The 26,870-nt window shown below is 43.8% G+C and carries 22 protein-coding genes; 9 read left to right on the top strand and 13 right to left on the bottom strand.

The annotated features are described in order from the left end of the window. Positions 1–96: 96 nt before the first annotated feature. The 5 genes from artM to PSI17_RS11230 all read right to left on the bottom strand — a co-directional run bounded on the left by artM (position 97) and on the right by PSI17_RS11230 (position 4,072). Positions 97–765: an arginine ABC transporter permease ArtM gene (artM, locus tag PSI17_RS11250; protein WP_273552074.1), complete on the bottom strand. Its 669-nt coding sequence runs from the start codon at positions 763–765 to the stop codon at positions 97–99. Continuing rightward, complete coding sequence (gene artQ / locus PSI17_RS11245) at positions 765–1,481, bottom strand: arginine ABC transporter permease ArtQ (RefSeq protein WP_273552073.1); 717 nt, start codon at positions 1,479–1,481, stop codon at positions 765–767. Before artQ ends, artM begins: the two co-directional genes overlap by 1 nt. Positions 1,482–1,492: 11 nt before the next feature. Further along, positions 1,493–2,230, bottom strand: coding sequence for an arginine ABC transporter substrate-binding protein (gene artJ / locus PSI17_RS11240; protein ID WP_273552072.1), 738 nt, complete (start codon positions 2,228–2,230; stop codon positions 1,493–1,495). Positions 2,231–2,286: 56 nt separating this feature from the next. Next, entirely contained in the window at positions 2,287–3,015 is a 729-nt protein-coding gene (gene artP / locus PSI17_RS11235; RefSeq protein WP_273552071.1) for an arginine ABC transporter ATP-binding protein ArtP, read from the bottom strand. Between the two features lie 142 nt (positions 3,016–3,157). After that, positions 3,158–4,072, bottom strand: coding sequence for a lysine exporter LysO family protein (locus PSI17_RS11230; protein WP_273552070.1), 915 nt, complete (start codon positions 4,070–4,072; stop codon positions 3,158–3,160). A 336-nt stretch (positions 4,073–4,408) separates the two neighbouring features. On the opposite strand from PSI17_RS11230, the gene macA reads away from it, so the two are divergent. Next, positions 4,409–5,566, top strand: coding sequence for a macrolide transporter subunit MacA (gene macA, locus PSI17_RS11225; RefSeq protein WP_273552069.1), 1,158 nt, complete (start codon positions 4,409–4,411; stop codon positions 5,564–5,566). Continuing rightward, on the top strand, positions 5,566–7,521 hold the full coding sequence (gene macB / locus PSI17_RS11220) for a macrolide ABC transporter ATP-binding protein/permease MacB (RefSeq protein ID WP_273552068.1): 1,956 nt from the start codon (positions 5,566–5,568) through the stop codon (positions 7,519–7,521). Before macA ends, macB begins: the two co-directional genes overlap by 1 nt. Positions 7,522–7,567: 46 nt before the next feature. Here the strand turns inward: macB and cspD are convergent, their stop codons facing one another. After that, complete coding sequence (gene cspD / locus PSI17_RS11215) at positions 7,568–7,813, bottom strand: cold shock-like protein CspD (RefSeq protein ID WP_273552067.1); 246 nt, start codon at positions 7,811–7,813, stop codon at positions 7,568–7,570. A gap of 327 nt (positions 7,814–8,140) precedes the next feature. On the opposite strand from cspD, the gene clpS reads away from it, so the two are divergent. Beyond that, positions 8,141–8,461: an ATP-dependent Clp protease adapter ClpS gene (clpS, locus tag PSI17_RS11210; protein WP_273552066.1), complete on the top strand. Its 321-nt coding sequence runs from the start codon at positions 8,141–8,143 to the stop codon at positions 8,459–8,461. A 31-nt stretch (positions 8,462–8,492) separates the two neighbouring features. After that, positions 8,493–10,778: an ATP-dependent Clp protease ATP-binding subunit ClpA gene (gene clpA, locus PSI17_RS11205; protein ID WP_273552065.1), complete on the top strand. Its 2,286-nt coding sequence runs from the start codon at positions 8,493–8,495 to the stop codon at positions 10,776–10,778. 140 nt (positions 10,779–10,918) lie between these two features. Here the strand turns inward: clpA and infA are convergent, their stop codons facing one another. The 5 genes from infA to trxB all read right to left on the bottom strand — a co-directional run bounded on the left by infA (position 10,919) and on the right by trxB (position 16,626). Then, the gene (gene infA, locus PSI17_RS11200) at positions 10,919–11,140 is read right to left on the bottom strand and encodes a translation initiation factor IF-1 (protein ID WP_045969938.1); all 222 of its coding nucleotides are present in this window, start codon (positions 11,138–11,140) and stop codon (positions 10,919–10,921) included. Between the two features lie 163 nt (positions 11,141–11,303). Next, positions 11,304–11,993 carry a leucyl/phenylalanyl-tRNA--protein transferase gene (gene aat / locus PSI17_RS11195; protein WP_273552064.1) on the bottom strand — a complete coding sequence of 230 codons (690 nt, stop codon included), beginning with the start codon at positions 11,991–11,993 and terminating at the stop codon, positions 11,304–11,306. 8 nt (positions 11,994–12,001) lie between these two features. Beyond that, positions 12,002–13,777 (bottom strand): heme ABC transporter ATP-binding protein/permease CydC, encoded by a 1,776-nt coding sequence (gene cydC / locus PSI17_RS11190; RefSeq protein ID WP_273552063.1) that lies wholly within the window; start codon positions 13,775–13,777, stop codon positions 12,002–12,004. A 2-nt stretch (positions 13,778–13,779) separates the two neighbouring features. Next, the gene (gene cydD, locus PSI17_RS11185; protein ID WP_273552062.1) at positions 13,780–15,564 is read right to left on the bottom strand and encodes a heme ABC transporter permease/ATP-binding protein CydD; all 1,785 of its coding nucleotides are present in this window, start codon (positions 15,562–15,564) and stop codon (positions 13,780–13,782) included. A gap of 102 nt (positions 15,565–15,666) precedes the next feature. Continuing rightward, positions 15,667–16,626, bottom strand: a complete 960-nt coding sequence (trxB, locus tag PSI17_RS11180) for a thioredoxin-disulfide reductase (protein ID WP_273552061.1) — start codon at positions 16,624–16,626, stop codon at positions 15,667–15,669. An 814-nt stretch (positions 16,627–17,440) separates the two neighbouring features. Here trxB and lrp point away from each other — a divergent pair. From lrp to serS, 5 genes are all read left to right on the top strand, one after another. Then, a complete protein-coding gene (gene lrp / locus PSI17_RS11175) occupies positions 17,441–17,935 on the top strand; it encodes a leucine-responsive transcriptional regulator Lrp (protein WP_004256338.1) in 495 nt (164 codons plus the stop codon). A 132-nt stretch (positions 17,936–18,067) separates the two neighbouring features. After that, complete coding sequence (locus PSI17_RS11170) at positions 18,068–21,289, top strand: DNA translocase FtsK 4TM domain-containing protein (protein ID WP_273552060.1); 3,222 nt, start codon at positions 18,068–18,070, stop codon at positions 21,287–21,289. Positions 21,290–21,361: 72 nt separating this feature from the next. Continuing rightward, positions 21,362–21,973, top strand: a complete 612-nt coding sequence (gene lolA, locus PSI17_RS11165) for an outer membrane lipoprotein chaperone LolA (protein WP_273552059.1) — start codon at positions 21,362–21,364, stop codon at positions 21,971–21,973. A gap of 7 nt (positions 21,974–21,980) precedes the next feature. Then, positions 21,981–23,324, top strand: a complete 1,344-nt coding sequence (locus PSI17_RS11160) for a replication-associated recombination protein A (RefSeq protein WP_273552058.1) — start codon at positions 21,981–21,983, stop codon at positions 23,322–23,324. A gap of 180 nt (positions 23,325–23,504) precedes the next feature. After that, positions 23,505–24,794, top strand: a complete 1,290-nt coding sequence (serS, locus tag PSI17_RS11155) for a serine--tRNA ligase (protein ID WP_273552057.1) — start codon at positions 23,505–23,507, stop codon at positions 24,792–24,794. A gap of 70 nt (positions 24,795–24,864) precedes the next feature. Here serS and PSI17_RS11150 read toward each other — a convergent pair whose 3' ends face one another. Next, the gene (locus PSI17_RS11150; RefSeq protein ID WP_273552056.1) at positions 24,865–25,695 is read right to left on the bottom strand and encodes a BPSS1780 family membrane protein; all 831 of its coding nucleotides are present in this window, start codon (positions 25,693–25,695) and stop codon (positions 24,865–24,867) included. 132 nt (positions 25,696–25,827) lie between these two features. Further along, on the bottom strand, positions 25,828–26,643 hold the full coding sequence (locus tag PSI17_RS11145; protein WP_273552055.1) for a BPSS1780 family membrane protein: 816 nt from the start codon (positions 26,641–26,643) through the stop codon (positions 25,828–25,830). Between the last annotated feature and the right edge of the window lie 227 nt (positions 26,644–26,870).

Genomic DNA, 26,870 nt, shown 5'->3' with positions numbered 1-26,870 from the left:
TTGATGTAAATTAATAACCTGATTTTACTCAATGACTCTGTGTACCCCGTGATAACGATAAGCTAGCACGGGGTCGGGTAATATGAAGTCAGGTAATTAATTGCGATGTTCAAATGATAAGGCCCGCCGTTCAATTATCCGCATCAGCAGTGTCAGAAGGCCATTTATGCAGAGATAAATAATTCCTGCGGCAACAAATACCGTGACATCGTAACTGCGACCAAATTGCAGTTGGCTATATCCCATGATGTCTAATAAGGTGATTGTACTGGCCAGCGAAGTACTTTTGAAAATCAGCACGACTTCATTGGAATAGGAAGAGAGTGTTCGCTTAAGTGCATAAGGTAACAGAATGCGCATAGAATGCGCTTTGGACATACCGAGAGCTTGGCAAGATTGCCATTGTCCCGCCGGAATCGCTTTGACCGCGCCGTAAAATAATTGGGTTGAGTATGCTGCACTATTCAATGCCAGTGTCACCATTGCACACAGCCACGGTTCTGACATCAGTTGCCAAATCCATGAATATTCTTTGAGCGACGGAAATTGCCCCGGCCCATAGTAAATTAAAAAAAACTGAACGAGGAGCGGGGTTCCGGTAAATAGCGTGATATAGCCTCTTACTAATTGAGAAAGCACAGGCAATTTCATTGTCAGGATCATGGTCAAGACAATGGACAGCAAAAATGCAACCAACAGTGCTGAGAAAGTTAAACTGAGGCTGGTTTGCAAGCCGGGTAAAATTTCCTTGATATATTCAAACATCATGAAGCACTCCGTTCAAAATGGGTGGTGCGCATTTCAAGCTGTTTGAGAATAAATTGGCTGATCAGGGTAATGATCAGATAGATCACAGCAACAATCATATACCATGTGAACGGTTCCTGAGTGCGGGTTGCGATACTTTTTGTTTGTAACATCAGATCATTAACGCTGATTAATGAAACCAAGGCGGTATCTTTCAATAAAACCAACCATTGATTGCCAAGCCCCGGCAGGGCATGGCGCCACATTTGGGGCATGATCAGGCGAAAAAAGAGGCGGCGTTGACTTAATCCCAGCGCCTGACCCGCTTCCCATTGCCCGATTGGAACCGCTTTTAATGCTCCCCGCAGCGTCTGTGAAGCATAAGCAGAATAGAGCAGGGACAGGGCAATAACGCCGCACAGGAAAGGGCTGACATCAAAGTTTTCAATTTCCATCTGTATTTTAAGGTGCCAGACAATAAGATTGATATCAACACCTTCTGACAGCGTAATCAGCAGTTGTGAACTGCCAAAATAGATAAAGAGAACAACTAAAATTTCAGGCAATCCTCGGATCAATGTCACCCAGCAGGAGCCTAAAAAAGCGATGGATTTCCAGCGCATGGATTCCCAGGCCGCAAAAAGCATTGCCAGCACCAAGCCGATAACAAGCGAGGAGATGGCAAGGCCGACGGTAATTCCGGCGGCACTGATTAAAGATTGAAATTCATTCATTAGGATTGAGTTTATTGTTTAAACCATTTTTTGTAGATAGCGTCGTAAGTACCATCTTGTTTAATTTCCGCTAATGCTGTGTTCAGCTTACCCAATAACTCAGTATTGCCTTTGCGAACGGCAATGCCTAAACCGATGCCAAAGTAGTTTTTGTCTGTTACCTTATCACCAACCGTGTTTAATTCTTGATTCTTTTTCAGCCATTCATTGACAACAGCAGTATCACCAAACACCGCATCAATACGACCATTTTTTAAATCAAGGATGGCATTCTGGTAGCTGTCATAAGGTACGGTCTTGAGTTCTTTATGTTGCTCCATCAAATACTTCTGGTGTGTCGTGCCATTCTGAATACCCACTTGCTTACCTTTGAAATCGGCAATTTGAGCAAATTTTCCTCTGACAGCAATGAAAATAGCCGAGTTATCATAATAGGTTTGGGTGAAATCAACTTGCTTCTGGCGGTCTGGTGTAATGTCAATTCCCGCCATCAGCGCATCAAAACGACGGAATTTTAGGCTGGGAATGAGGCTATCGAAAGCCTGATTGGTGAATGTACATTTGGTGTTGAGTTTTGCACATATCGCATCCGCTAAATCGACGTCAAATCCTTGAATCTTATTGTTCGCATCAATAAATTCAAATGGCGGATAAGTTGCTTCTGTCGCGAAACGGAGGGTGGCTTTCTCTGTTGCGGTTGCGGATAAGGTCACTGCACTTAACAAGGCTGCAAACAATAATTTTTTCATAGCAATATCCTGTTGTTTATGAGTTTTATGCTTGATAACTGCGTTGATGTTTGGATTCAGTGTGACAAATAATGAGCAAAGGCTTCTGTTTGAGGAGACATAAAGTGAGTGGTGTCACCTTTTTCGATAATGTGTCCTTGTTCCATGTATACAACCTGACTTGCTGTTTTGCGAGCCAATTCCACTTCATGGGTCACTATAACCTGAGTGATACCGGTTCCTGCCAGTTCTTTTATTATTTCAATAACTTGAGAGGTAATTTCCGGATCGAGTGCAGCAGTGGGTTCATCAAACAATAGAACTTGAGGCTCCATCATTAATGCACGTGCAATAGCAACCCGCTGCTGCTGTCCGCCGGAAAGGTGCAGTGGGAAACGGTTGGAAAATTCCTCCAAACGAAGTCGGGAAAGCAGTTTTGCCGCTTTTGCCCGTGCTTGCTGTTTAGATTGCTTCAATACTCGGCAAGGCGCTTCAATCAGATTATCCATCACGGTTAAGTGTGGCCACAGATTGTATTGTTGGAAAACCATGCCAACTTTTTGGCGCAATGCCAGAATTTCTTTGTGATTAGGCTGTTGTTTAAAATCAAATTGGTGTGTTGCCACATTGAGCTGCCCAGAGCGAGGCATCTCCAGTAAATTCAAGACCCGCAGCAAAGAACTTTTTCCAGCGCCGCTGGGTCCTAATAACACGACAGTTTCACCCGATGTACATTCAAAATTGATATTGAACAGAGCCTGTTGTGGACCATAGAAACAATTTATGTTTTTTAATTGAATGCTCATGCGCAGAATATGAATAGTTAATTGACTGATGCGATATTAATCCCACGAGCATAACTATGCAATGATATCTGCATAAAATTGTTATTTTAATCATATTAATAAGCTAACTAATCAAATTGCCGGCATTTTTTCAGATTATTTTTTATTGAGTAAACAATGCAATGAACAAAGGTGTCAATAAGCTCAATATAAAACCATGAACGATAGCGACTGGCACGATACTGACACCACCACAGCGTTGTAAGATCGGTAAAGAAAAGTCCATTGAAGTTGCACCTGTTAAACCTAATGAGGTTGAACGGTAGCGATTGATTAACATGGGAATAAGTATGATTGATGCTAATTCACGAGCTAAGTCATTGAAAAAAGCCGCACTACCAAGTACAGAGCCGTAAGCGTTGGAAATTAAGATGCCGGAAAGGGAATACCAACCGTATCCTGATGCAATAGCAAGGCCTGTTTTGGTCGGTAATCCCAATAAAAATGCCGCCAACACACCGCCCAGCAGAGAACTTATGGCAACGGTTATGGCAATGATCGTACCACGGCGATTCAATAGTGTTTGCTTTAAATCCATACCGTTAGTGCGCAGTTGAATCCCTACGAGAAATAGCAAAAAAATCAGGGCAATTTCACTGGCACGGTTGGAAAAATGAAACCATGACCAGTCTGTTAACCCAAGCAGGAATCCCAATACTAATGCGCCGCATAATTTGACAGAATCTAATGCCATATGTAATCGTGAGGGCGGTTTTTCTTGTTTATGTGCATGAGTAATCCACGGTTCTCGTTTATCCAAAAGGAAAAGCGCTATAATATTAACCACAAAAATGCACAGAAAAAACGTCGTTGCATACAGCAAGATAGAAAGTAAATTATTGCTCAAGTTTTCCAGCAGGGCGAGGTTGATACCCATCAAGATGAGAATGATATAAACCATAGTATTGAGTAGCCGATGCACGAGGGCCAGCATCGGTTTGTTATTCAAATAAATAAGGTAGCCCAGAAGGTAGCCCAGAATTAAAGGCAGGAGAATAATTAATAATCCTGAATACATGATCCACATCCTTATCCGATAAAAAATGTCTTTTTTATCTGGTTCCAGTAACAAAAACCAGTCAAACAGGCCGACAAATGCTTATAAACAAAAAATTTACATTAAAATAACAAGCAGGGTAAAAGGAAACACACTGAAACTCAACGAATTTTTAACCTTTATGGAATTTTACTCGCCTCTGTTTGGTTTTTTTTCAGGATAATAATAGAAGATATATCAGAAATTTTTCTTATCAGAAATATCCCGTTGATAGGATTTGTTTATGTCTTCTACAGTAAAGTGCGAGTGAAGTAAAGTGAAGTCATTAGATGGCATATTCATGGTGGGTATTTATTAATGAATCTTCTTCCTATCAAATATCGTTGGCTTGTATCAGGGCTTATCTTTATAGCCATTGCTTCCGCATTGCTCTACTTCTTTTATCGACCAAAACCCATTACATATCAGACAAGCCCCGTGGTAAGGGGCGATTTCGCAAGAAATGTTCAGGCGGTAGGTCAGTTGGATGCGGTCAGTAAAGTTGATGTAGGCGCTCAGGTAAGTGGCCAGTTGAAAGAACTCTATGTGAAAATGGGGGATAAGGTTAAACAGGGTCAATTGCTGGCATTGATTGATCCACAAACAGCAAAAAATACGGTGGAAGAAATTCAGGAAACAGCAAAATCACTGGAGGCTAATCTCCGCGGGGCACAGGCTGAATTAAAACTTGCGCAACTTAAAGTGAAGCGTCAGAAGTATTTATTTAAATCACATTTAATTTCCCATCAAGACTTGGATTCCGACATAACAGATATGCAGGCTAAGGTCGCTAAACTTGATGATTTATTTGCGCAAATTAGGCAAAACAGGGCCAAACTGGATTCAGCAAAGACGAATTTGCAATACACCAGAATTACTGCCCCAATCGAGGGCATTGTGGCAGATATTAAAACCTTTCAGGGACAAACCGTGATTGCGGCACAGCAAGCTCCCACTATCCTGACGCTCGCTAATCTCGATACCATGATTGTTAACACTCAGATATCGGAGGCTGATGTTGTCAGTTTAAAACCCGGCCAGAAAGTATCATTTACTATCTTAGGGGCGCCAGGGAAACAATTTCACAGCATTTTGAAAGATATTCTGCCCACACCGCAAGTTGTGAATAATGTTAATTTCTACTCTGCCCGTTTTGAAGTCCCTAATCCCCAACATATTTTGCGTTTGCAGATGACTGCACAAGTAAAAATAGAGCTTCAGACCCTGCATAATGTATTGATGATCCCGATTTCGGCTTTAGAAGTGTTGTCTAATCAGCCTTCTCAGTCTTCAACCTCAACGTCACTTTCATCTTCACCGCAATATGAAGTCAGTATCTTGCGTAATGGCAAAGCAGAGAAACGTAAAGTCACGATAGGCGCCTTTGATAACACCAATGTTGAGGTACTCTCTGGGTTGAAGGAAAACGAACGTGTGGTCACCAGTCGCAGTGATAGTAGCGTAGAGGAGTCATAATGAGTACGTTACTGGAATTAAAAGGCATTAGCCGCCACTATCAGGCTGGGGAAGAGCAAGTAACTGTTTTGGAAGATATCTCATTATCCATACAGGCTGGAGAAATGGTGGCTATTGTTGGGGCTTCCGGTTCTGGTAAATCGACTTTAATGAATATACTTGGCTGTTTGGATAAACCCAGTAGCGGAGAATATTGGGTTGCAGGGAGAAATATTGCTGACTTGGATAGTGATCAATTGGCAGAGTTGCGCAGGGAATATTTCGGGTTCATTTTTCAGCGCTATCATTTATTGACCCATTTAACAGCAGAACAAAATGTTGAGATCCCAGCAATTTATTCCGGTGCTTCCAAAACACAACGTCGTGAGCGGGCGGTTGAATTACTGGGGCGTCTTGGATTAGGAAACCGAATTAACTATCGGCCAAGCCAGCTTTCAGGCGGACAGCAACAGCGGGTCAGCATTGCCAGAGCACTGATGAATGGTGGGCAAGTCATTCTTGCTGATGAACCGACGGGGGCATTGGATAGTACTTCCGGTCAGGAAATGATGGAGATCTTGAAGGAGCTTTGTCAACGAGGGCATACCGTCGTTATTGTTACTCATGATCCGCATATTGCGGCACAGGCTCAAAGAGTGATTGAAATAAAAGATGGGCGTATTATGAGTGACTCACGCTCTCCTGAATATCAAACTCTGCTTCATGCTTCTTCTGTGGATGCAAAAAGCGTCAATATAAAAACGTCTTTAATTCAACAAGCCTGGGGTCGTTTTAATGAAGCCTTATTGATGGCATGGCGTGCCATGAATGTGAATAAATTACGCACGCTGCTGACAATGCTTGGGATTATCATCGGCATCGCTTCTGTCGTAACCATTATCGTGATTGGTGATGCGGCAAAATCAATGGTGCTATCACATATTAAATCTATTGCCACTAACTCCATATCAATTTATCCAGGACGAGACTTTGGCAGTGATGATTCTTTGGATACGCAGTCAATGAAACTGGGCGATATTCCGGCCATACAGTCTCAACCCTATATTCAGGCTGTTTCCCCTCAATTCATGGGCAGTGGGCGTTTGCGTCAAGGCAATATAGATACTAATGCACAGGTATCTGGTGTTGGAAGTGATTTTTTTCAGGTATATGCCATGAAATTTGCCCAAGGTATCCCTTTTACTTCAGAAATGGTTGAGCGCCAGTCTCAAGTGGTCATCATTGATGATAATACACGTAAGAAACTCTTTCCTTACCAGAATAATGTGATAGGCAAAGAGTTGCTGTTGGCCAATATTCCTTTGACCGTGATTGGGGTGATTGGTCACGGGCAAAGTTTTTATGGTGGTAATTCATTACAAATCTGGCTGCCCTACAGTACGATGAATAATCGTTTGATAAAACAAAGTTACTTGACTGCGATTGTTGTCAGGCTAAGAGATGGCTATGACTCTAATGAGGCTGAGGAAAAACTGAGCAATTTGTTAATGTTCCGTCATGGTAAAAAGAATTTTCACATTTATAGTATTAATAGAACCATTGAAATAATGGATAAAACAACACGGACGATGCAAATATTCTTAACATTAGTTGCCGTCATATCCTTGCTTGTTGGGGGAATTGGTGTCATGAATATCATGTTGGTATCCGTGACCGAACGGACTCGGGAGATTGGTATTCGCATGGCAGTGGGTGCCAGAACCAGTGACATTATGCAGCAATTTCTTATTGAAGCCGTTTTGGTTTGTTTGATCGGGGGGATATTGGGGATTACCCTGTCATGCAGCCTTTCTCTGATGGCACAGTGGATGTTGCCGAAATGGGATTTTGCTTATAACCCCATTGCATTTATCGTCGCGTTTGGTTGTTCAACGGCAATAGGGGTAATCTTTGGTTTCCTGCCCGCGAGAAATGCCGCTCGCCTCGATCCTATAGAAGCTCTGGCAAGGGAATAAAATAGCACGCCACAAATACGCTGATTATTTATTTGTGGCGTGGAAATTACGAGTTTATCGAGTTACTATTTCTTGATTTTAAGCCATCTTCCAGAGGCACAATAAGGCTGGCGTGGTTACCCTTAGGGCCTTGATTAACACTAAAATTCACCTTTTGCCCTGCTTTCAGCGTCCTGTAACCATTCATCTGAATGGTTGAATAGTGAGCAAATATATCCTCGCCCCCACTGGCTGGACAAATAAATCCAAAGCCCTTTGCATTATTGAACCATTTTACAGTACCTGTTTCCATACTTCTCTATCCCTCGTATCACGATTTCGGGTTTAGGAGTCACAAAAAAATATTGAAATATGAACACACGCCCAGATAGGAAGCGGTGTTCATAAAATATACTGTAGTGAAATTCATTACGTCGTCAAGCATATAAACAACGTCAAGCTGTCTCAAATGGCTAAAGTTTGATATAGATAACGGTATCTGATTTTTAGGCAAAATCCTGATCTGTTAATCATCAAGGTGGGTAAGCAGAGTGCCTGATGTAGTGATAAAATATATAGCAGTAGAATGAATTAGTTCATACTCAAATCCAGCGGAAAGTGAATACCCAGCGGAAGAATAATGACTGAGTTTTATAACAATTTGAAAGTTGAAGAATTTATTGAGAATGAGGCAAAACAAAAACTACAACCACCATCAATGTATAAGGTTATTCTTAACAATGACGATTATACCCCTATGGAGTTTGTGGTTGACGTATTGCGAAAGTTCTTTTCTTATGATGTTGAACAAGCAACGCAACTAATGCTGGATGTCCATTACAAAGGGAAGGCAGTTTGCGGAATTTACACGGCAGAGGTCGCAGAAACTAAAGCTGCGCAAGTGAACATGTATGCTAAGGAGCACGAGCATCCGTTACTTTGCACGCTGGAAAAGGTCTGATCTGGCTTACTAAAATGAGGAGGAGGTGCTTATGCTCAATCAAGAACTGGAGCTTAGTCTCAACATTGCTTTTGCCAAAGCAAGGGATAACAGGCATGAATTTATGACTGTAGAGCACCTGTTGCTGGCGTTGTTAAGTAACACATCAGCGCGAGAAGCACTGGAGGCTTGTAAAGTCGACTTGGCGATGTTACGCCAAGAATTAGAAAGTTTTATTGCACAAACCACTCCCTTGTTATCTGAGAATGATGACAGGGATACCCAACCTACATTAAGTTTTCAGCGTGTTTTGCAACGTGCGGTATTCCATGTTCAATCTTCAGGACGCTCGGAAGTTTCTGGGGCGAATGTCTTAGTTGCCATTTTCAGTGAACAGGAATCCCAGGCCGCTTATTTATTACGTAAGCACGACGTCAGTCGTTTGGATGTGGTGAATTTTATCTCTCATGGAACGCGCAAAGATGAGCCAGATAATGATTCCCACCACAGTATCAATCCGGTTCCAGAAGAGCAGGTGATGAGTGAAGATCGACTGGAGAATTTTACGACTAACTTGAATCAATTGGCACAGAAGGGGCAAATTGATCCGCTTGTCGGCCGTCAGAATGAATTGGAGAGAACAATTCAGGTATTGTGCCGTCGCCGCAAGAATAATCCTCTGTTTGTTGGCGAATCAGGTGTGGGTAAGACGGCTATTGCTGAGGGGCTTGCCTGGCGTATTGTCCAGAAGAGTGTTCCCGAAGTGATGCAGGATTGTACCATCTATTCTCTGGATATTGGTTCATTGCTGGCAGGTACAAAGTATCGCGGTGATTTTGAGAAGCGCTTCAAGTCTTTGTTAAAAACATTGGAACAGGACAGGAAAAGTATTCTCTTTATTGATGAGATCCATACAATTATTGGTGCCGGTGCTGCTTCGGGGGGGCAGGTGGACGCAGCTAATCTCATTAAACCGCTGTTGTCCAGTGGGCGTATACGGGTCATTGGCTCAACGACTTATCACGAATTTAGCAATATTTTTGAAAAAGACCGCGCGTTAGCGCGTCGGTTCCAAAAAATTGACATTCTTGAGCCTTCTTCTGAAGAAACGGTACAGATTATCAATGGGCTGCGTGCTAAATATGAAGCTCATCATGATGTCCGTTATACCGCGAAAGCCATTCGTGCCGCTGTTGAGTTATCTGTGAAGTATATTACCGATCGGCATTTACCGGATAAGGCTATTGATGTCATTGATGAAGCGGGGGCGAGGACAAGGTTAGTGCCGATTAGTCGTCGCAAGAAGACGATCAATGTCACTGATATTGAGTCAGTTGTTGCCCGTATCGCCCGTATTCCAGAAAAAACCGTGTCAGCCAGTGATAAAGATGTATTGAGAACACTGGATGATCGTTTGAAGATGCTGGTTTTTGGTCAGGACAAAGCGATTTCTGCCTTGACGGAAGCCATTAAGATGAGCCGTGCTGGATTGGGGCAGGATCATAAGCCAGTCGGATCTTTCTTGTTTGCAGGGCCTACGGGGGTCGGCAAAACGGAAGTCACCCTCCAACTTGCCAAGGTATTGAATGTTAAGTTATTGCGATTTGATATGTCAGAGTATATGGAACGCCATACTGTCAGTCGCTTAATCGGTGCTCCGCCGGGTTATGTTGGGTATGATCAGGGAGGATTATTGACTGATGCGATCATCAAACACCCTCACTCTGTCCTGTTGTTGGATGAGATTGAAAAAGCCCACCCCGATGTATTTAACCTTTTATTGCAGGTGATGGATAATGGTACATTGACCGACAATAACGGCCGTAAGGCGGATTTCCGCAATGTTATTTTGGTGATGACAACCAATGCAGGGGTTCGTGAAACGCAGCGTAAATCTATTGGGTTCACTGAACAGGATAATAGTACGGATGGCATGGAAGAGATAAAACGGATTTTCACACCTGAATTTCGCAATCGTCTTGATGGCATTATCTGGTTTGATGCACTCTCTTCTGAAGTTATTCAGCAAGTTGTTGATAAATTTATCGTTGAATTACAAGCCCAATTGGATGAAAAAGGTGTCTCTCTGGAAGTCAGTGCAGATGCTCGCCAATGGTTATGTGACAAAGGTTATGATAAGGCGATGGGAGCACGTCCTATGGCTCGTGTCATTCAGGACAACCTCAAAAAACCACTGGCGAATGAATTGTTATTTGGCTCTTTAGTGCATGGAGGCTCAGTCAAGATTAAACTTGATAAAGCTAAGCAGGCATTGATATACGATTTTAAGAGCGCACAAAAATCGAATAAAAAGAGATCAGAAGATGCCGTGTTATAACGTTATGGGTAAACGGTATAAAACGGAATAATCATAAACGGTATCAGTGGTAGAAACTGGTAACTAGTGGTAAAAACCAATAGCCACACCACAGGTGAATGCTGAAAAATACGATCACCTGTGGTGCTAAGGTATCTTAATCAGCGGCTACGGAAGGTGATGCGTCCTTTTTCTGGATCATATGTAGTTAGCTCAACTGTAACCTTGTCTCCAGTCAGGATGCGGATATAGTTCTTGCGCATTTTGCCTGAAATGTGAGCAGTGACAACGTGTCCGTTGTCTAATTCAACGCGAAACACAGTATTTGGCAGTGTTTCTAACACAGTACCTTGCATTTCAAAATTAGTGTCTTCTTTGGCCATCTAATCCTCTAAGTGTAACAACCATAGTTTTTAACCGGCAAGATAATGCCGAAAAACCATCATTATGTAAAGGAATGTCGTATTTTAAGCCATCATTTTACATACGATAATATGATGGCTAATGACATTCCCGCCATGAACAGCATGTATTTCTAAGAGATAATTATAAATCCAGCTTTTGTACAGACCAGCAGCCTGATTGCAATGACTGCTTTCTTAATTGATAAAGATGCTGGAGAAACTTTTCTCTCGGAATATTTTTAGCGCCCAATGATTCTGTATGGTGATTTAATACCTGACAGTCAAATAATTGGCCGCTGTGACGTAAAAAATGGTGGTAGAATGCGACAAAAGCACATTTGGATGCATTCTCCATTTTGCTAAACATCGATTCACCGCAAAATAGTGTACCGACACAAACGCCGTATAAGCCGCCCACAAGTTGATGGTCATGCCAGACTTCAATGGAATGAGCCAAACCTTCTTTATGCAAGGTTTGATAACCTTTTTGAACATCTGGCCCAATCCAAGTGCCTTCTTGTCGTTGGGCGCAATGATATATCACTTCATCGAAAGCATAGTTTACCGTAATTTGGTAAATATGTTTGCGAATAAAACGACGTAGTGTTCGGCCAATATGTAATTCTCCCGGAATCAACACAGCCCGAGGGTCAGGAGACCACCATAACGGTGGCTCATAAGGCGAATACCACGGAAAAATACCCTCATGATACGCTACTCGCAAACGTTCTGCACTTAGATCTCCTCCAAATGCCAATAAACCATTCGGTTCAGCGAGCGCATTAGCGGGGTGGGGGAACTCATATGAGTTATCCAATTGAGCTATCGACATAAATTGCATCACCCTTGCTCAGGATAGCTCTGCAACTGATGAAATTGTTGTCGCTGATAAAATTGATAGTAACGCCCCTGTTGAGCGAGTAGCGCGGTATGCTTGCCTTGCTCGATAATACGTCCGTCATCCATAACACAGATCCTATCCATATGTTGCAAACCTGTGAGCCGATGAGTAACGACAATCAGAGTCTTATGCTGGCAATGATGGTGTAGCAGTGACAGAATTTGTTGCTCTGTATCTGCATCGAGTCCTTCAGTGGGTTCATCCAGAAGCATTAAAGGGGCATTGTGTAACAATGCTCTGGCAATACCCAAACGACGTTGTTCCCCACCAGAAAGTTGACGCCCGCCTTCACCCATCCAACAGTTTAGCTTTTTTTCAGTGTCTAGCAAGTACTCCAAACCGACTTGTTGCAGCACGGCTGTTAATTCATCGTCATTCGCATCTGGCTTTGCCAATAAAAGATTGTCACGTAAGGTCTGGCTAAATACATGTATCCGTTGCGGGACGACAGACATCATTGAACGCAGTGTCGCTTCATCATAGTGGGAGATAGGGTGTTGATTAAGCTGGATCTCACCGCTATTGATATCCCAAGCGCGAGTTAATAATTGCAGGAGTGTTGATTTACCACATCCTGTTTTTCCCAATAGGGCAATATGCTCGCCTGATGTCAGAGATAGAGAAATACTTTTCAATACTGGCAAAGGTTGACCAGGATAGGTGAAATCGACATTTTTTATTTCCAGATTGAGTTCGCTATTCGTTTGAGGCCCATGCGCAGGAAAAATGACTTCCGGTTTTTGGTGCATCAACTGAGAAACACGAATCGCAGATGAAATGACCTGCCCCATATGCTGGAAGGCAACGGTGACTGGCCCAAGGGCTTCAAACGCAGCAAGGGTACAGAATACAAACAGCGCTATCAATGCACCCGCCTGACTGTGTTCACCTACGTTAGGTTCTCCCACGCCTGCCGCCGCTAACCACAGTATCAGCGTTACTGTCATGCCCGTGGAAAAAATCATGATGGCTTGCGAGAGCCCGGTTAAGTTAGCTTGTTTCTGTTGGCTTTTCAACCAATTATTTTCAATCTCTGTCATGGATTGACGAAAGCGTTTGAGTGCGCCGAACACGCTTAATTCGGCTTGCCCCTGCAAGGTGCTGGTCAGTAATGTACGATACTGACTGCGTTGCAGGGTGATGTCCTTGCCGTAAGGTTTTCCCGCGTGGTAAAACACACAAGGTAATAGCAGCAGCAGCCCTAACATAATGCCGCCAATGGTGTAGGCAAGGGTAATATCAAGGAAGCCCAAGCCAAATGTCAGAACCAGAATAACGACGAATGCGGCGAGGACAGGGGAAATCACTCGCAAATACAGGTGATCCAGTGTTTCGACATCCGCAACAAGCCGATTTAATAACTCACCTTGACGAAAACGGGCAATGCCCCCGGGAGAGAGTGGCAATATTTTTTGAAAGGCAAAAACACGTAAATGAGCCAATACACGGAATGTTGCATCATGGCTGACAAGCCGCTCGCCATAACGGCCAGCCGTACGAAAAATGGCAGCGCCACGGACACCGGCGGCAGGCAGCATATAATTGAATGTATATAATCCTGCGAATCCAGCCAGCGCCGTGCCAGCAAGGAACCAACCAGATAGTGTTAACAGCCCGATACTGGCAAGTAGTGTCACGACCGCCAGTACCATGCCTAAGCTAATGAGAAACCAATGGCGGCGATAAAGTGCGAGAAATGGAAGTAATACACGCATGATTAAAGCTCCACACTACGGTGAGACAACAAACGGGAAAAGACACCTTGGGACTGGCTTAAAGTTTGATAATCACCTTGCTCAATGAATACGCCATTCTCCATTACCCAAATCTGGTCATATGACAGTGTTTCTTCCAGCAAGTGAGTCACCAGTAATGTGGTTTGTTGGTGAGAAGCCTGATTTAAGGCCATCATCACACGCTGTTCGCTATGAGCATCAAGGCTGGCCGCGGGTTCATCCAATAGCAATAATTGGCAGGGGTTTAATAACGCACGTGCCACAGCGATACGCTGGGCTTGTCCGACAGACAGGCGGGCCGCATTGTCACCTATCACCGTATTGATTCCATCTGGCAGGTCGTGAATAAACTCACTGACATAGGCTCGTTCCATCACATCATTGATTTGCTCTTGCGTTGCATCATATCGACCAAGGCGAATATTATCGAGCAGTGTTTGTTCTGGCAGATGCGGGTTTTGCCCAACCCAACTCAACTGTTCGCGCCATTGAGTGAGATTGAGTTCCCGTAACTCAATGCCATCAATTTTTAAGGAACCCTGATAAGGCAGGAATCCCAGTAATACATTGATCAAGGAGCTTTTACCCGCACCACTTTTTCCAACCAAGGCAATCCGCTGGCGCTTATCCAGCGTAAAATTCAAGGGGCCGGCAAGGCGATGCCCATCTTGGGACATAATTTCCAGCTCGTGGGCTTCAATAGTGACGGGTTCTTTATCTGACAGTATTTTACCGGATAGGCTTTTTTCACCGTTATTGGCGACGGGTTCTCCATCACTGCCAAGTAAAGTGAAAAGCGATTCTGCCGCGCCGACTGCCTGAGCTTTGGCATGATAAAACGTACCTAAATCACGCAGGGGTTGAAAAAATTCAGGGGCGAGGATTAACGCAAGGAAACCTGCAAACAACGTAACCCCCATGCCATAACTGCCAAAGTGCAATTCTCCCAAATAGGAAAAGCCAAAATAAACTGCAACAACGGCGATGGATATTGCGGCAAAAAACTCTAAAACGGCTGAAGATAAGAATGCCATGCGCAGAACTTCCATCGTCCTGCGGCGAAAGTGCTCTGTTGACTGCGTGATTTGTGCAACTTCGGCTTCCCCTCTATGGAACAGGCGCAAAGTTTCCAATCCCCGCAGCCGATCGAGGAAATTACCGCTTAATCGGCTGAGAGCCACAAAATTGCGTCGGTTGGCGTCCGCGGCACCTAATCCAACCAAGGCCATAAACAGGGGAATTAATGGTGCGGTAACAAATAAAATCAGCCCTGCGGCCCAATTAACGGGAAACACGGTAACCAGGATTAATAGGGGGATCATCGCAGCAAGCGCCATTTGAGGCAGGTAGCGGGAGTAAAAATCCTGCATGTCTTCTATCTGCTCTAGGATAATGGTCGCCCAGCTTCCGGCTGGTTTTCCCTTAACCCACACCGGGCCTAGCTGTTCGAGCTTATCCAGTACCATCTTGCGGATTTGTTGGCGGACAACCTTGCCACAAATAAATCCGATACGCTCCCGAACGGCATTGACAATCGCCCTTAATGCAAAGGTGGCTGCCAACATTAAAAACGGGGTGATAAGGTTTTCGCGGGGAACATTATCCATAATCAGGGCTTGCAGGATCGTCGCCAGAAGCCAAGCCTGAGAGATGATCAGCAATCCGCTGATTAGGCCAAGCAGCATTGATAAACGAAGCCACCGACGGGCAGGCGCTGTTTGCTGTTTCAGCCATCGAACAAGTTCAGATTGTCTTGCTTTGTCCATAAGAAAAATTTCTGATTAGTGGTGATGATACGGAATATCAAAACAAGCTGTATGTTACCTGTTAAAAAGCGCTACCGAAATAGCGCCTTGGGGAAAGATGGATTATTTGGTTGCCAACCCGTCAAGGAAACGTTCAGCATCCAGGGCAGCCATACAGCCTGTACCGGCTGAAGTAATGGCTTGGCGGTACACATGATCCATAACATCTCCAGCGGCAAAGATACCCGGAATAGACGTTTGGGTGGCATTACCATGCAATCCAGACTGGACTTTGATATATCCATTTTCCAGTTCCAGTTGACCGTCAAAGATACCTGTGTTCGGACTATGGCCGATAGCGATGAAAACACCAGTAACATCCAGTTTTTCGGTAGTGTCACTTTTCGTATCACGAATGCGGACGCCCGTAACCCCCATATCATCACCCAGCACCTCATCCAGAGCACGATCAGTATGCAGAATGATATTGCCGTTCTTCACTTTCTCCATCAAACGGTCAATCAGGATTTTCTCTGAACGGAAAGTATCACGACGGTGAATCAAATGGACTTCAGCAGCAATATTTGCCAAATACAGCGCTTCTTCAACAGCGGTATTCCCACCACCAACGACGGCAACCTTTTGTTTGCGATAGAAAAAGCCATCACATGTTGCACAGGCAGATACCCCACGGCCTTTGAAAGCCTCTTCGGAAGGCAACCCGAGATAACGGGCAGAAGCACCTGTCGCGATGATTAAGGCATCACAGGTATATTCCTGCTCATCGCCAAATAAACGGAAAGGTTTGTTTAAGAAATCAACTTTCTGAATATGATCAGAAATAATTTCTGTTTGAAATTTTTCAGCGTGTTGGAACATGCGTTCCATCAAATCTGGGCCAGTTAGCCCTTCAGGATCACCGGGCCAGTTTTCAACCTCAGTCGTGGTGGTCAATTGGCCGCCTTTTTCAACCCCAGTAATGAGGACAGGATTTAGATTAGCGCGGGCTGCGTACACAGCAGCGGTATAACCAGCAGGGCCTGAGCCAAGAATGATAAGTTTACTGTGTTTGGCTGTGCTCATGAATACCTCATTTCCATTATCGCATATTGCGGATTTAGGGATTGTAGGAGAAATAATAAGTTAAAAAAAGCAATTATCAGATAAAATATTCATGTTATTAACGATTTTACCGATAGATAGTAACTATGATGTAATCGGATTGTAAGAGGAGATAGTTTAACTTTCTGAATTGAACATCATTTATACATATCAGGCATCAAACAAGCTATTAAGGCGAATTACTGGAAATTTGTTTGGCAGGTTGTTCTGATTTTTGTTCATTTACTTTGACAATCGGCTGTGCATTTGCGAAAACATCTGTGTAAGAGATAATTATCTACCCCGCTAATCAATTGTTTCTATAAAATAGAGCAATTAATGTGGGTGATTTTCTCATAGAATATTAAAAATAGCCGTTAAGCTGTTTTCTGAAAGACCTGATACTTGGGAATTCGTGTTTTGGGAAATCATGTTCTGGAAAACGATGTTCTGGTAAATCGTATAATATGTCTAATGGATTTCAAGTTGTAGTGCGGCGGCAAGGGAACGAAACCTCAAACACATAGAAACCCGATGAGTGGCTGATATAAGGGTGACTGAGTTATTGAGGTGGGGGAGCATAGCTAACATAGCAGCAATTTGGAAAGTAAAAGGGATAATTAATCGGATTCTGGGAGATTGTATTTTAGGAATTGTATTTTAGGAAATGGTAGTAGGCCTCAAACCTTGGTTACAGATTAAGCTTTAACCTTTGAAGACATCTTTTCCAGCTCAACCGATTGAAAGAGATAGGGAAAATGTTATAGGTGTAGGAATATAAAGAGAGAGCAATAAGATGATAGATAATAAGAAGCGTCCAGGAAAAGATCTTGATCGTATAGATCGTAATATCCTTAACGAGTTGCAAAAAGACGGCCGTATTTCTAACGTGGAGTTATCCAAGAGAGTTGGCTTGTCACCAACCCCTTGTCTGGAACGTGTGCGTCGCTTAGAGCGTCAGGGCTTTATCTCTGGCTATACAGCTTTGTTGAATCCTCATTATTTGGATGCATCATTGCTGGTATTTGTTGAAATTACCCTGAACCGCGGCGCAGCAGATGTATTTGAACAATTCAATACTGCTGTCCAGAAACTGGAAGAAATCCAAGAATGCCATTTAGTTTCTGGTGATTTTGACTATTTGCTGAAAACGCGTGTGCCAGATATGTCTGCCTATCGTAAATTGCTTGGCGAAACGCTGTTACGTCTTCCTGGTGTTAACGACACCCGTACTTATGTTGTAATGGAAGAAGTGAAACAGAGTAACCGCTTGGTGATAAAGACTCGTTAAACTTTTGTCTAAAATGTGCAGATGCAAAACAGGAAAAACTTAGGTACACTCCTGTTTATGTATACAGTTTCAACGCTGAGCTATCCTCAGCGTTGTTCCGTTTAATCAACAAGAAAACCTGGAGAGCCTTTCTTGAACCAGGAATATACAGAAGACAAACGTGTTAAGTTAAAAAAAATAAGCAGTAGCCGCCGGCTTTTGGAAGCCATTCTGTTGGTTATTGCTATTTGTGCCGTGTACTTGATGGTCGCACTTATCAGCTTCAATCCCTCTGATCCCAGTTGGTCGCAGACCTCATGGCATGAACCCGTCCACAATTGGGGTGGCAGTGTTGGTGCCTGGTTATCTGACACGCTGTTCTCAGCATTTGGTATTCTTGCCTATGCAGTCCCGCCGTTTATGTTGTTAGGCTGTTGGAATGCTTTCCGTCAGAGAGATAGGCAAGAGTACATTGACTTCTTCACACTCGCATTACGCGTCATTGGAGCTTTGGCCTTGGTGCTGACTTCATGTGGCTTGGCTGCACTCAATATTGATGATTTAAATGATTTTGCTGCCGGTGGCGTCATTGGTAATTTATTCAGCAATGCGATTCTGCCTTGGTTCAACATTCTTGGGGCAACATTGGCGCTGCTGGGTATTTGGGCCGTGGGATTCACCCTGTTTACCGGGTGGTCATGGCTCACGATTGCAGAAAAAATTGGCGCGGTTATTCTCGATTCACTGAGTTTTGTCGTCAACCGTGGCCGCAATGATGCTGAATATGACGAAGAAGATTTAGAGGATGCGTTAGTTTCCGCAAGCCCAGTCAGTGAACAGCAACGCGTGGAGCATGCTGATAAGCATGAAATAGTTAACTCCGTGGTGACGACTGAAACACCAGACGCCGATGAGGATGACGTATTACTCACCATCCCAACGGTAGTTGAGTTAGCTAATACCGACCCAGCGTTGCAGCCTGCACCGGCTTCCCCGGCTCCGGTGACGGAAGAACATGAATCATCCGAAACCGCCGAACATTCACTTGACCGTGGACATGCAGCGCAGCCAGTCGTATCGACGACCGTAACCGCTCCGGCACTTGCCCGGCCTGAATTTGAGCAACCGGAATTACAACATCGGGAAGAGGAAAAGAGGGATGATGTAACGGATACAGTTACCCCTCCTGCCACTCCTCATGCCAATTTGAAAAATACGGCAACGGGTGTCACTAGCTCTGTTGTTGTGGCGAGGAATCCTCAAGTTAAACAAGGTATTGGCCCTGAAATGCCCCGGCCTAATCCTGTCAGGATCCCAACCCGCCGTGAATTGTATGGTGTCAAAGTGCCTTCTTACCGTTTGGCAGAACATATGCAACGGAAAGAAAAAGAGAGACAGGATGAGCTGATTGCAGAAGCTAATGAACAGCAAATGGATGTCCAGCAGCAAGATATATTGCGCCAGCAATTCCTTGAACAACAGCGTGAACGCTATGGTACTGATTTTGAAGAAGAGAATAGAGGGGCGCGCGGAGAAGGCGCGTTGCCACATAAGCAATCAACGATAGCCGGGTTGACGAAAAATAGCGTAGACGACGAACAGGTAGATGACCAGAAAGCGCAGGAAGAAGCATTACGGATAGCATTTGAGCAGCAGCAACGTGAACGTTACCGGATGAATCAATCTGTCTCTTCGGAACCCGTTTCAGCACCGGATGAAAATCCAGAACCCAATCATCTCCCTCAGTCGAGTGATCTTAATCAATCTGAGCCTGCTGAATTTGTGTCAACACCACCACCGATTCAACAGGCTACTCCCATGCAGCAACCGCCGCAAGATAGCCTGTTCCACCCATTTTTGATGCGCAATGATCAACCATTGCCAAAATCAACAACGCCGATGCCTTCGCTGGATCTGTTGGCAGCGCCACCGGCGGAGGAAGCACCGGTTGATATGTTTGCGCTTGAGCAAATCTCTCGTTTAATTGAAGCACGTTTGAATGATTATCGCGTCAAAGCGGATGTGGTTGGATTTTCTCCGGGGCCTGTCATCACACGATTTGAATTGGACTTAGCGCCGGGGGTGAAAGCTTCCCGCATTTCTAACTTATCACGTGACCTTGCTCGCTCACTTTCGGCAGTGGCCGTCCGTATCGTGGAAGTGATTCCGGGGAAACCTTATGTTGGTTTGGAATTACCCAATAAAAAACGCCAAACCGTTTATCTGCGGGAAGTTCTGGATTGTGAGAAATTCCGTGATAATCCTTCACCATTAACTATCGTGTTAGGGAAGGACATTGCAGGGCAACCGGTTGTGGCTGATTTGGGTAAAATGCCCCACTTACTGGTAGCAGGGACGACGGGTTCAGGTAAATCGGTAGGGGTCAATGCGATGATCCTCAGTATCCTGTATAAAGCGAAACCAGAAGATGTTCGCTTTATTATGATTGACCCGAAAATGCTTGAGTTATCCGTTTATGAGGGCATTCCACACTTATTGACTGAAGTCGTTACCGATATGAAAGATGCAGCCAACGCATTGCGTTGGTGTGTAAATGAAATGGAACGACGTTATAAACTGATGTCCGCGTTGGGTGTGCGTAACCTTGCGGGCTATAACGACAAGATCAAACAAGCAGAAAATATGGGGCGCCCGATCCCTGATCCGTTCTGGAAACCGGGTGACAGCATGGATGTAACGCATCCCATGCTGAAAAAAGAGCCTTATATTGTTGTCATGGTGGATGAATTTGCCGACTTAATGATGACCGTCGGCAAAAAGGTGGAAGAACTCATTGCCCGCTTGGCCCAGAAAGCACGAGCAGCAGGTATCCACTTAGTATTGGCCACTCAACGGCCTTCGGTTGATATTATCACCGGGCTGATTAAGGCAAATATTCCGACGCGTATTGCATTTACGGTATCCAGTAAAATAGATTCCCGTACCATTCTTGATCAAGGCGGTGCAGAATCATTGCTTGGCATGGGGGATATGCTTTATTTGGCACCAAACTCTTCCATTCCTGTCCGTGTTCATGGTGCATTCGTGCGCGATCAAGAAGTCCATGAAGTCGTGAATGACTGGAAAGCCCGTGGTCGCCCTCAATACATAGACAGTATTGTCAAAGGGGGAGAAGACGGTGAAGGCGGCATGGGGTTTGACAGCGATGAAGAGCTGGACCCCTTATTTGATCAAGCGGTTGAGTTTGTGGTCGAAAAACGCCGTGTGTCTATTTCGGGAGTGCAGCGTCAATTCCGTATTGGATATAACCGGGCAGCCCGGATTGTTGAACAAATGGAGGCACAACAAATAGTCAGTTCGCCTGGGCATAATGGCAATCGTGAAGTTTTGGCACCTCCGCCGCATGAACATTAATTATCGTTGTGAAATGTAATACAGTACGGCAATTGATGGCTGATAATAAAACGAATTGAAGGTATCTCGCACATGAAAAAACTGATGTTGATTGGTTGTCTGATAATGGGTGTGAGCATAGGCTCTGCCCGGGCTGATGCGACGCAGGATCTACAAGGGCGTTTGGGAAAGGTGAATAGCTTCCATGCCGGTTTTACGCAAACAGTGACGAGTAATGATGGTTCTACGATCCAAAAAGGAGAAGGGGAACTTTGGATCAAACGTCCTAATTTGTTTAACTGGCACATGACATCACCTGATGAGAGTGTTTTGGTTTCTGATGGTAAGACGTTGTGGTTTTACAATCCTTTTGTTGAACAAGTGACTGCAAATTGGTTAAAAGAAGCAACAGGAAATACGCCATTTATGCTCATTGCACGTAATGATCCTGCCGATTGGAAACAGTACAAGGTTGTGCAAAACGGCAATAACTTTGAACTCATGCCTTATAATACCAATGGCAATTTAAAACATTTTTCAATTACCGTGACGCCAGAAGGAACTATCCAAAAATTTACTGCCGTTGAACAGGATGGGCAAAAAAGTGCTTATCAATTGCAAGGGCAGCAAAATACCAACGTGGATGCGTCGAAATTCAAATTTATCGTGCCAGAAGGTGTCACGCTGGATGATCAACGCCAGTGAGGTTTAAGTGAACAATCTTTCTCTCGATTTTTCACAGAATGAATTTCAGCCACTGGCCGCAAGAATGCGGCCAGTCACATTAGATCATTATATCGGCCAGCAACATTTATTGGCGGAAGGAAAACCGTTGCCACGGGCAATCCGAGCGGGTCACCTTCATTCCATGATCTTATGGGGACCGCCCGGAACAGGAAAAACAACACTGGCTGAAATTATTGGTTATTACGCGCAAGCTGATATTGAACGTATTTCGGCAGTCACTTCTGGCATAAAAGAGATCCGTGAATCCATAGAAAAAGCCCGGCAAAACCGTCATGCGGGACGCAGAACCATCTTATTTGTCGATGAAGTTCATCGATTTAACAAAAGCCAGCAGGATGCGTTCTTACCCCATATTGAAGACGGTACAATCACATTTATTGGTGCCACAACCGAAAATCCTTCCTTTGAATTAAATTCAGCCTTGTTGTCACGGGCGCGTGTTTATTTATTGAAGTCACTTTCGACAGCAGAAATTGAGCAGGTGCTTATTCAGGCAATGAACGATACCGGGCGTGGTATTGGCGGGCAAGATATTGTATTACCGGACAACACTCGCCAGATGATAGCAGAGCTGGCTGCGGGAGATGCACGACGCTCACTGAATTTGCTCGAAATGATGTCGGACATGGCGGAAACCAATGCACAAGGGCAACGGGTTTTAACACCAGAATTGCTGAAAGAAGTGAGCGGGGAACGGAGTGCCCGGTTTGATAATAAAGGTGATCGATATTACGATTTAATTTCTGCCCTGCATAAATCCATCCGTGGTTCAGCGCCTGATGCGGCACTTTACTGGTATGCCCGGATTATCACCGTAGGGGGTGATCCCCTTTATGTTGCCCGTCGGTTACTGGCCATTGCTTCTGAAGATGTGGGTAATGCTGATCCACGCGGAATGCAGATAGCGATTGCAGCGTGGGATTGTTTTACGCGCGTGGGGGCGGCCGAAGGGGAAAGGGCGATTGCACAGGCCATTGTCTATCTTGCTTGTGCGCCGAAAAGTAATGCGGTTTATACCGCATTCAAAGCCGCTATGGCGGATGCGCAGAACAAACCCGATTATGACATTCCTGTCCATTTGCGTAATGCCCCGACTAAGTTGATGAAGGAAATTGGGTTTGGGGAAGAGTACCGTTACGCGCATGATGAAGCGAATGCGTATGCTGCCGGCGAAGTCTATTTTCCACCAGAAATGCAACAAACACGCTATTATTATCCGACTGCCAGAGGGCTGGAAGGTAAGATTGGTGAGAAATTAAACTGGTTAATGGAACAGGATCAAAATAGCCCAATAAAACGCTATCGTTAATTTTCTTGATACGGTAAGGTTTATACTCGTTGTACTTCAAGATGGATTGATTATTTCCCCGCGTCGCAGGGAGATAATAAGCCGCTTTTATCTTGCGAGCTGAAACTTGAAGCTTATAGGGATATATCTAACAATCTTTTTCAATAACACTTTTTCAATAACAACAAGCACAGGACTAGCATGCTCGATCCAAATATACTGCGTAATGAGCTAGACGCAGTCGCCGAAAAACTGGCTCGCAGGGGTTATACCCTTGATGTGGAGATGCTGCGCAAACTCGAAGAGCGTCGCAAAGTTTTACAAGTTGAAACTGAAACCCTGCAAGCAGAACGTAATTTCCGATCGAAGGCTATTGGTGCAGCTAAAGCCCGTGGTGAAAATATTGAACCGCTGCGTCAGGAAGTGAATCAGTTGGGAGAAAAACTGGATTCAGCAAAAGCTGAGCTGGATACCTTGCAGGCTGAGATCCGTCATATCGCATTAAGTATGCCAAATATCCCGGACGATGCTTCTCCGGATGGAAAAGATGACACTGATAATCTGGAAATAAGTCGTTGGGGTGAACCTCGCCAGTATGATTTTGACATCAAAGATCATGTATCACTGGGAGAGCTGACAGGCGGCCTTGATTTTGCGGCAGCGGTTAAATTAACGGGTTCACGTTTTGTTGTCATGAAAGGTCAGATTGCTCGTCTGAACCGCGCTATCGCGCAGTTCATGCTGGATCTGCATACTGAACAGCATGGTTATCTGGAAACTTATGTGCCTTACTTAGTTAACCATGATTCTCTGTATGGTACTGGTCAGTTACCTAAATTTGGTGAAGATCTGTTCCACACCCGGCCATTGGAAGAAGAAACTGGCAGCCATTATGCCCTGATCCCAACGGCGGAAGTTCCCGTCACCAACTTAGTTCGTGATGAAATTCTGGATGAAAGCATGTTGCCGCTGAAAATGACGGCACATACTCCGTGCTTCCGTTCTGAGGCAGGCTCTTATGGTCGTGATACCCGTGGCCTTATTCGTATGCACCAGTTTGATAAAGTTGAATTGGTTCAGATTGTTCATCCTGAGAAATCCATGGAAGCACTGGAAGAACTGACAGGGCATGCTGAGAAGGTATTGCAGTTACTGAATCTTCCTTATCGTAAGATGCTGTTGTGTACGGGTGATATGGGTGCGAGCGCAAGAAAAACTTACGATCTGGAAGTTTGGCTACCGGCGCAGAATACTTATCGCGAAATCTCCTCTTGTTCCAATATGTGGGATTTTCAGGCCCGTCGTATGCAGGCGCGTTTCCGTGGTAAAGATGACAAGAAAACCCAATTGGTGCATACACTGAACGGTTCTGGTCTGGCGGTAGGTCGTACTCTGGTTGCCGTGATGGAAAACTATCAGCAGGCAGATGGCCGTATTGAAATCCCAGAAGCATTGCGTCCTTATATGAATGGATTAGAATATATTGGCTAATGCCATTTTATTCTTCATCAAAAAGCGCCGGATATGGCGCTTTTTTTACGGGCCGCTCCGCTATCATGAATTAATTTGTTATGGCTATCTCATCTTTTTGAAATTCTTGTTTATAAAAAACACGACGATAAGAGGAGTAAGATGTTACCAGAGTCACAGGAGCTATGAATAGAACTCCTAAAAACAGAGGGATCACAGCAATAAATAACAAAAAATAGAGAAGGAGAATAAAGAATATTACACCTAAGAAGTTTTTCCAGATAGCATTGAAACTAACTGAAAGTGCTTTCCCTACATTAAAATCTTTTAATATGATTAATGCAGGCGAAAACCAAGAGCATGCAGTAGAGAAAAACAAGGAAATGAGGGAAACACCAAGCGATAAAAATGACATCTCTGAATTATCATTAATGGCCATTAGTTCATAATTGAAAGATGAATAGAGGTCATAGAAAACAACCGGGTAGAGATTATCACCGTTCAGAAGAGCAGGAATAACATTCCCCAGCATCCTTATTCCACAAATAATGATACCAACCATCAATAAAGCGCTAAATTTATAACGCAAACCATAAAATAGCTTTCCTAATTTAAATTTACCTGTCGTTCTTTGTGTTTCGCAAATGGCAATAATTCCGGCAAAGAATAGTGGTTCCAGTAAATCAGTCAGGAGAAAACCAAATTTAGGAATGAGTAAAATACCTAAAGTGATAACACCATAAATAATTCCCATTAATATCCACATGCCCAGTTTTGGAGAGATAAAATTCCAAGCATCACTTATCCAGGCAATAGCTGCACTTTCTCCAATGGCTTGACCATCGGGAATAAAGATAGTGTTCTCATTAACTGAGTTATTATGTGGTTTTTCTAAATCAGGAAGAAGATTTTTATCACCCATTACTTTTTCCTTATATCAATAATGGTTCTAACTCAACTTTAATGTTTTCATTCCAACATGCAATGTCATCAAATAGTAATAAAAAAGCGCTAAAAACAGCGCTTTTTACATATCAATATCTATTCGAAATATTTAGCTAATCAAGCGAGATTTTGTCTCTTGGGATTCTGGCGCATAAAAGATACTGCGATAGGAAGTATAATAAGTTGCCATATATAAAGGGAAAGTAACAATTAAACCTAGTCCCAATGGAATAGCAGAAATTGACATCAGAATGCCCATCAGCAAGAAGAAGAGGAAACCACCGAAGAGGTTTTTCCTGACTGCGCTCAAGCTCATTGATACTGCTTCACCAAATTTTAAATCATTAATGATAATCAGGGCTGGCGCAAACCAGCTAAATGCAGCGGCAACGATGCTAAAGAGTAATATAACCAATATTGCTAACATCAAAGTAGACAGGCCACCCACTAATAGCATCGGATCAGGATCTTGCCCAGTCAAAATGATTTGTATTAGGCTTGTTCCTCCAAGCATAACAGCAGCAATACCACCCAGTATATATATACCGATAACAAGCCCGCCGACAGCCATTAATGAGCCAAGTTTATTCTTAAACCCATGGAAAAGTAATTCAATATCAAAATCACCGGTTGTTCTTTGCTTTTCGCTGGCAGCAATAAATCCAGCAATAAATACCGGGCCAAACAGGGCGCTGACCATATTGCCAACAGGAATGAACTGTAAAACTAATATAATGATAAAATAGATAAAGGCTATCAATATCCATTTCACTGGCTTTGCTTTAAACATTTCCCACGCATTACCAATCCACTCTGTCGCAGCTCCAGCGCCTACGGCACGGCCATCTGGAATGAATGTATCTTTTTCCTTGCTCAGAGAAACGCCGTTCTCCCCTGAGTTGAAATTCATATCATGAGTATCCATATCTTTTCCGATTTATTTTTACTGAATAGCAATTGTTGAATTGACTTTTCTCTATGCCTGTTTCATTGGCACAAGTTGTTATAGAAGGCGGCAGGATTATCATATAAAAATTATTAATCAACAAGTATTAATTTTAATCTTTATCAGTGGGAAAGAGGGTTTTTATAGGTAATCACGCCTATATGTGGAGTTTTTTATTAATGATTTGGCTATCATTTTAGCTTAAT

This window comes from Xenorhabdus sp. IM139775 (assembly GCF_028598745.1).
In the GTDB taxonomy this organism is placed as follows: Bacteria; Pseudomonadota; Gammaproteobacteria; order Enterobacterales; family Enterobacteriaceae; genus Xenorhabdus.
This window is presented reverse-complemented; position numbering and strand designations above follow the sequence as displayed.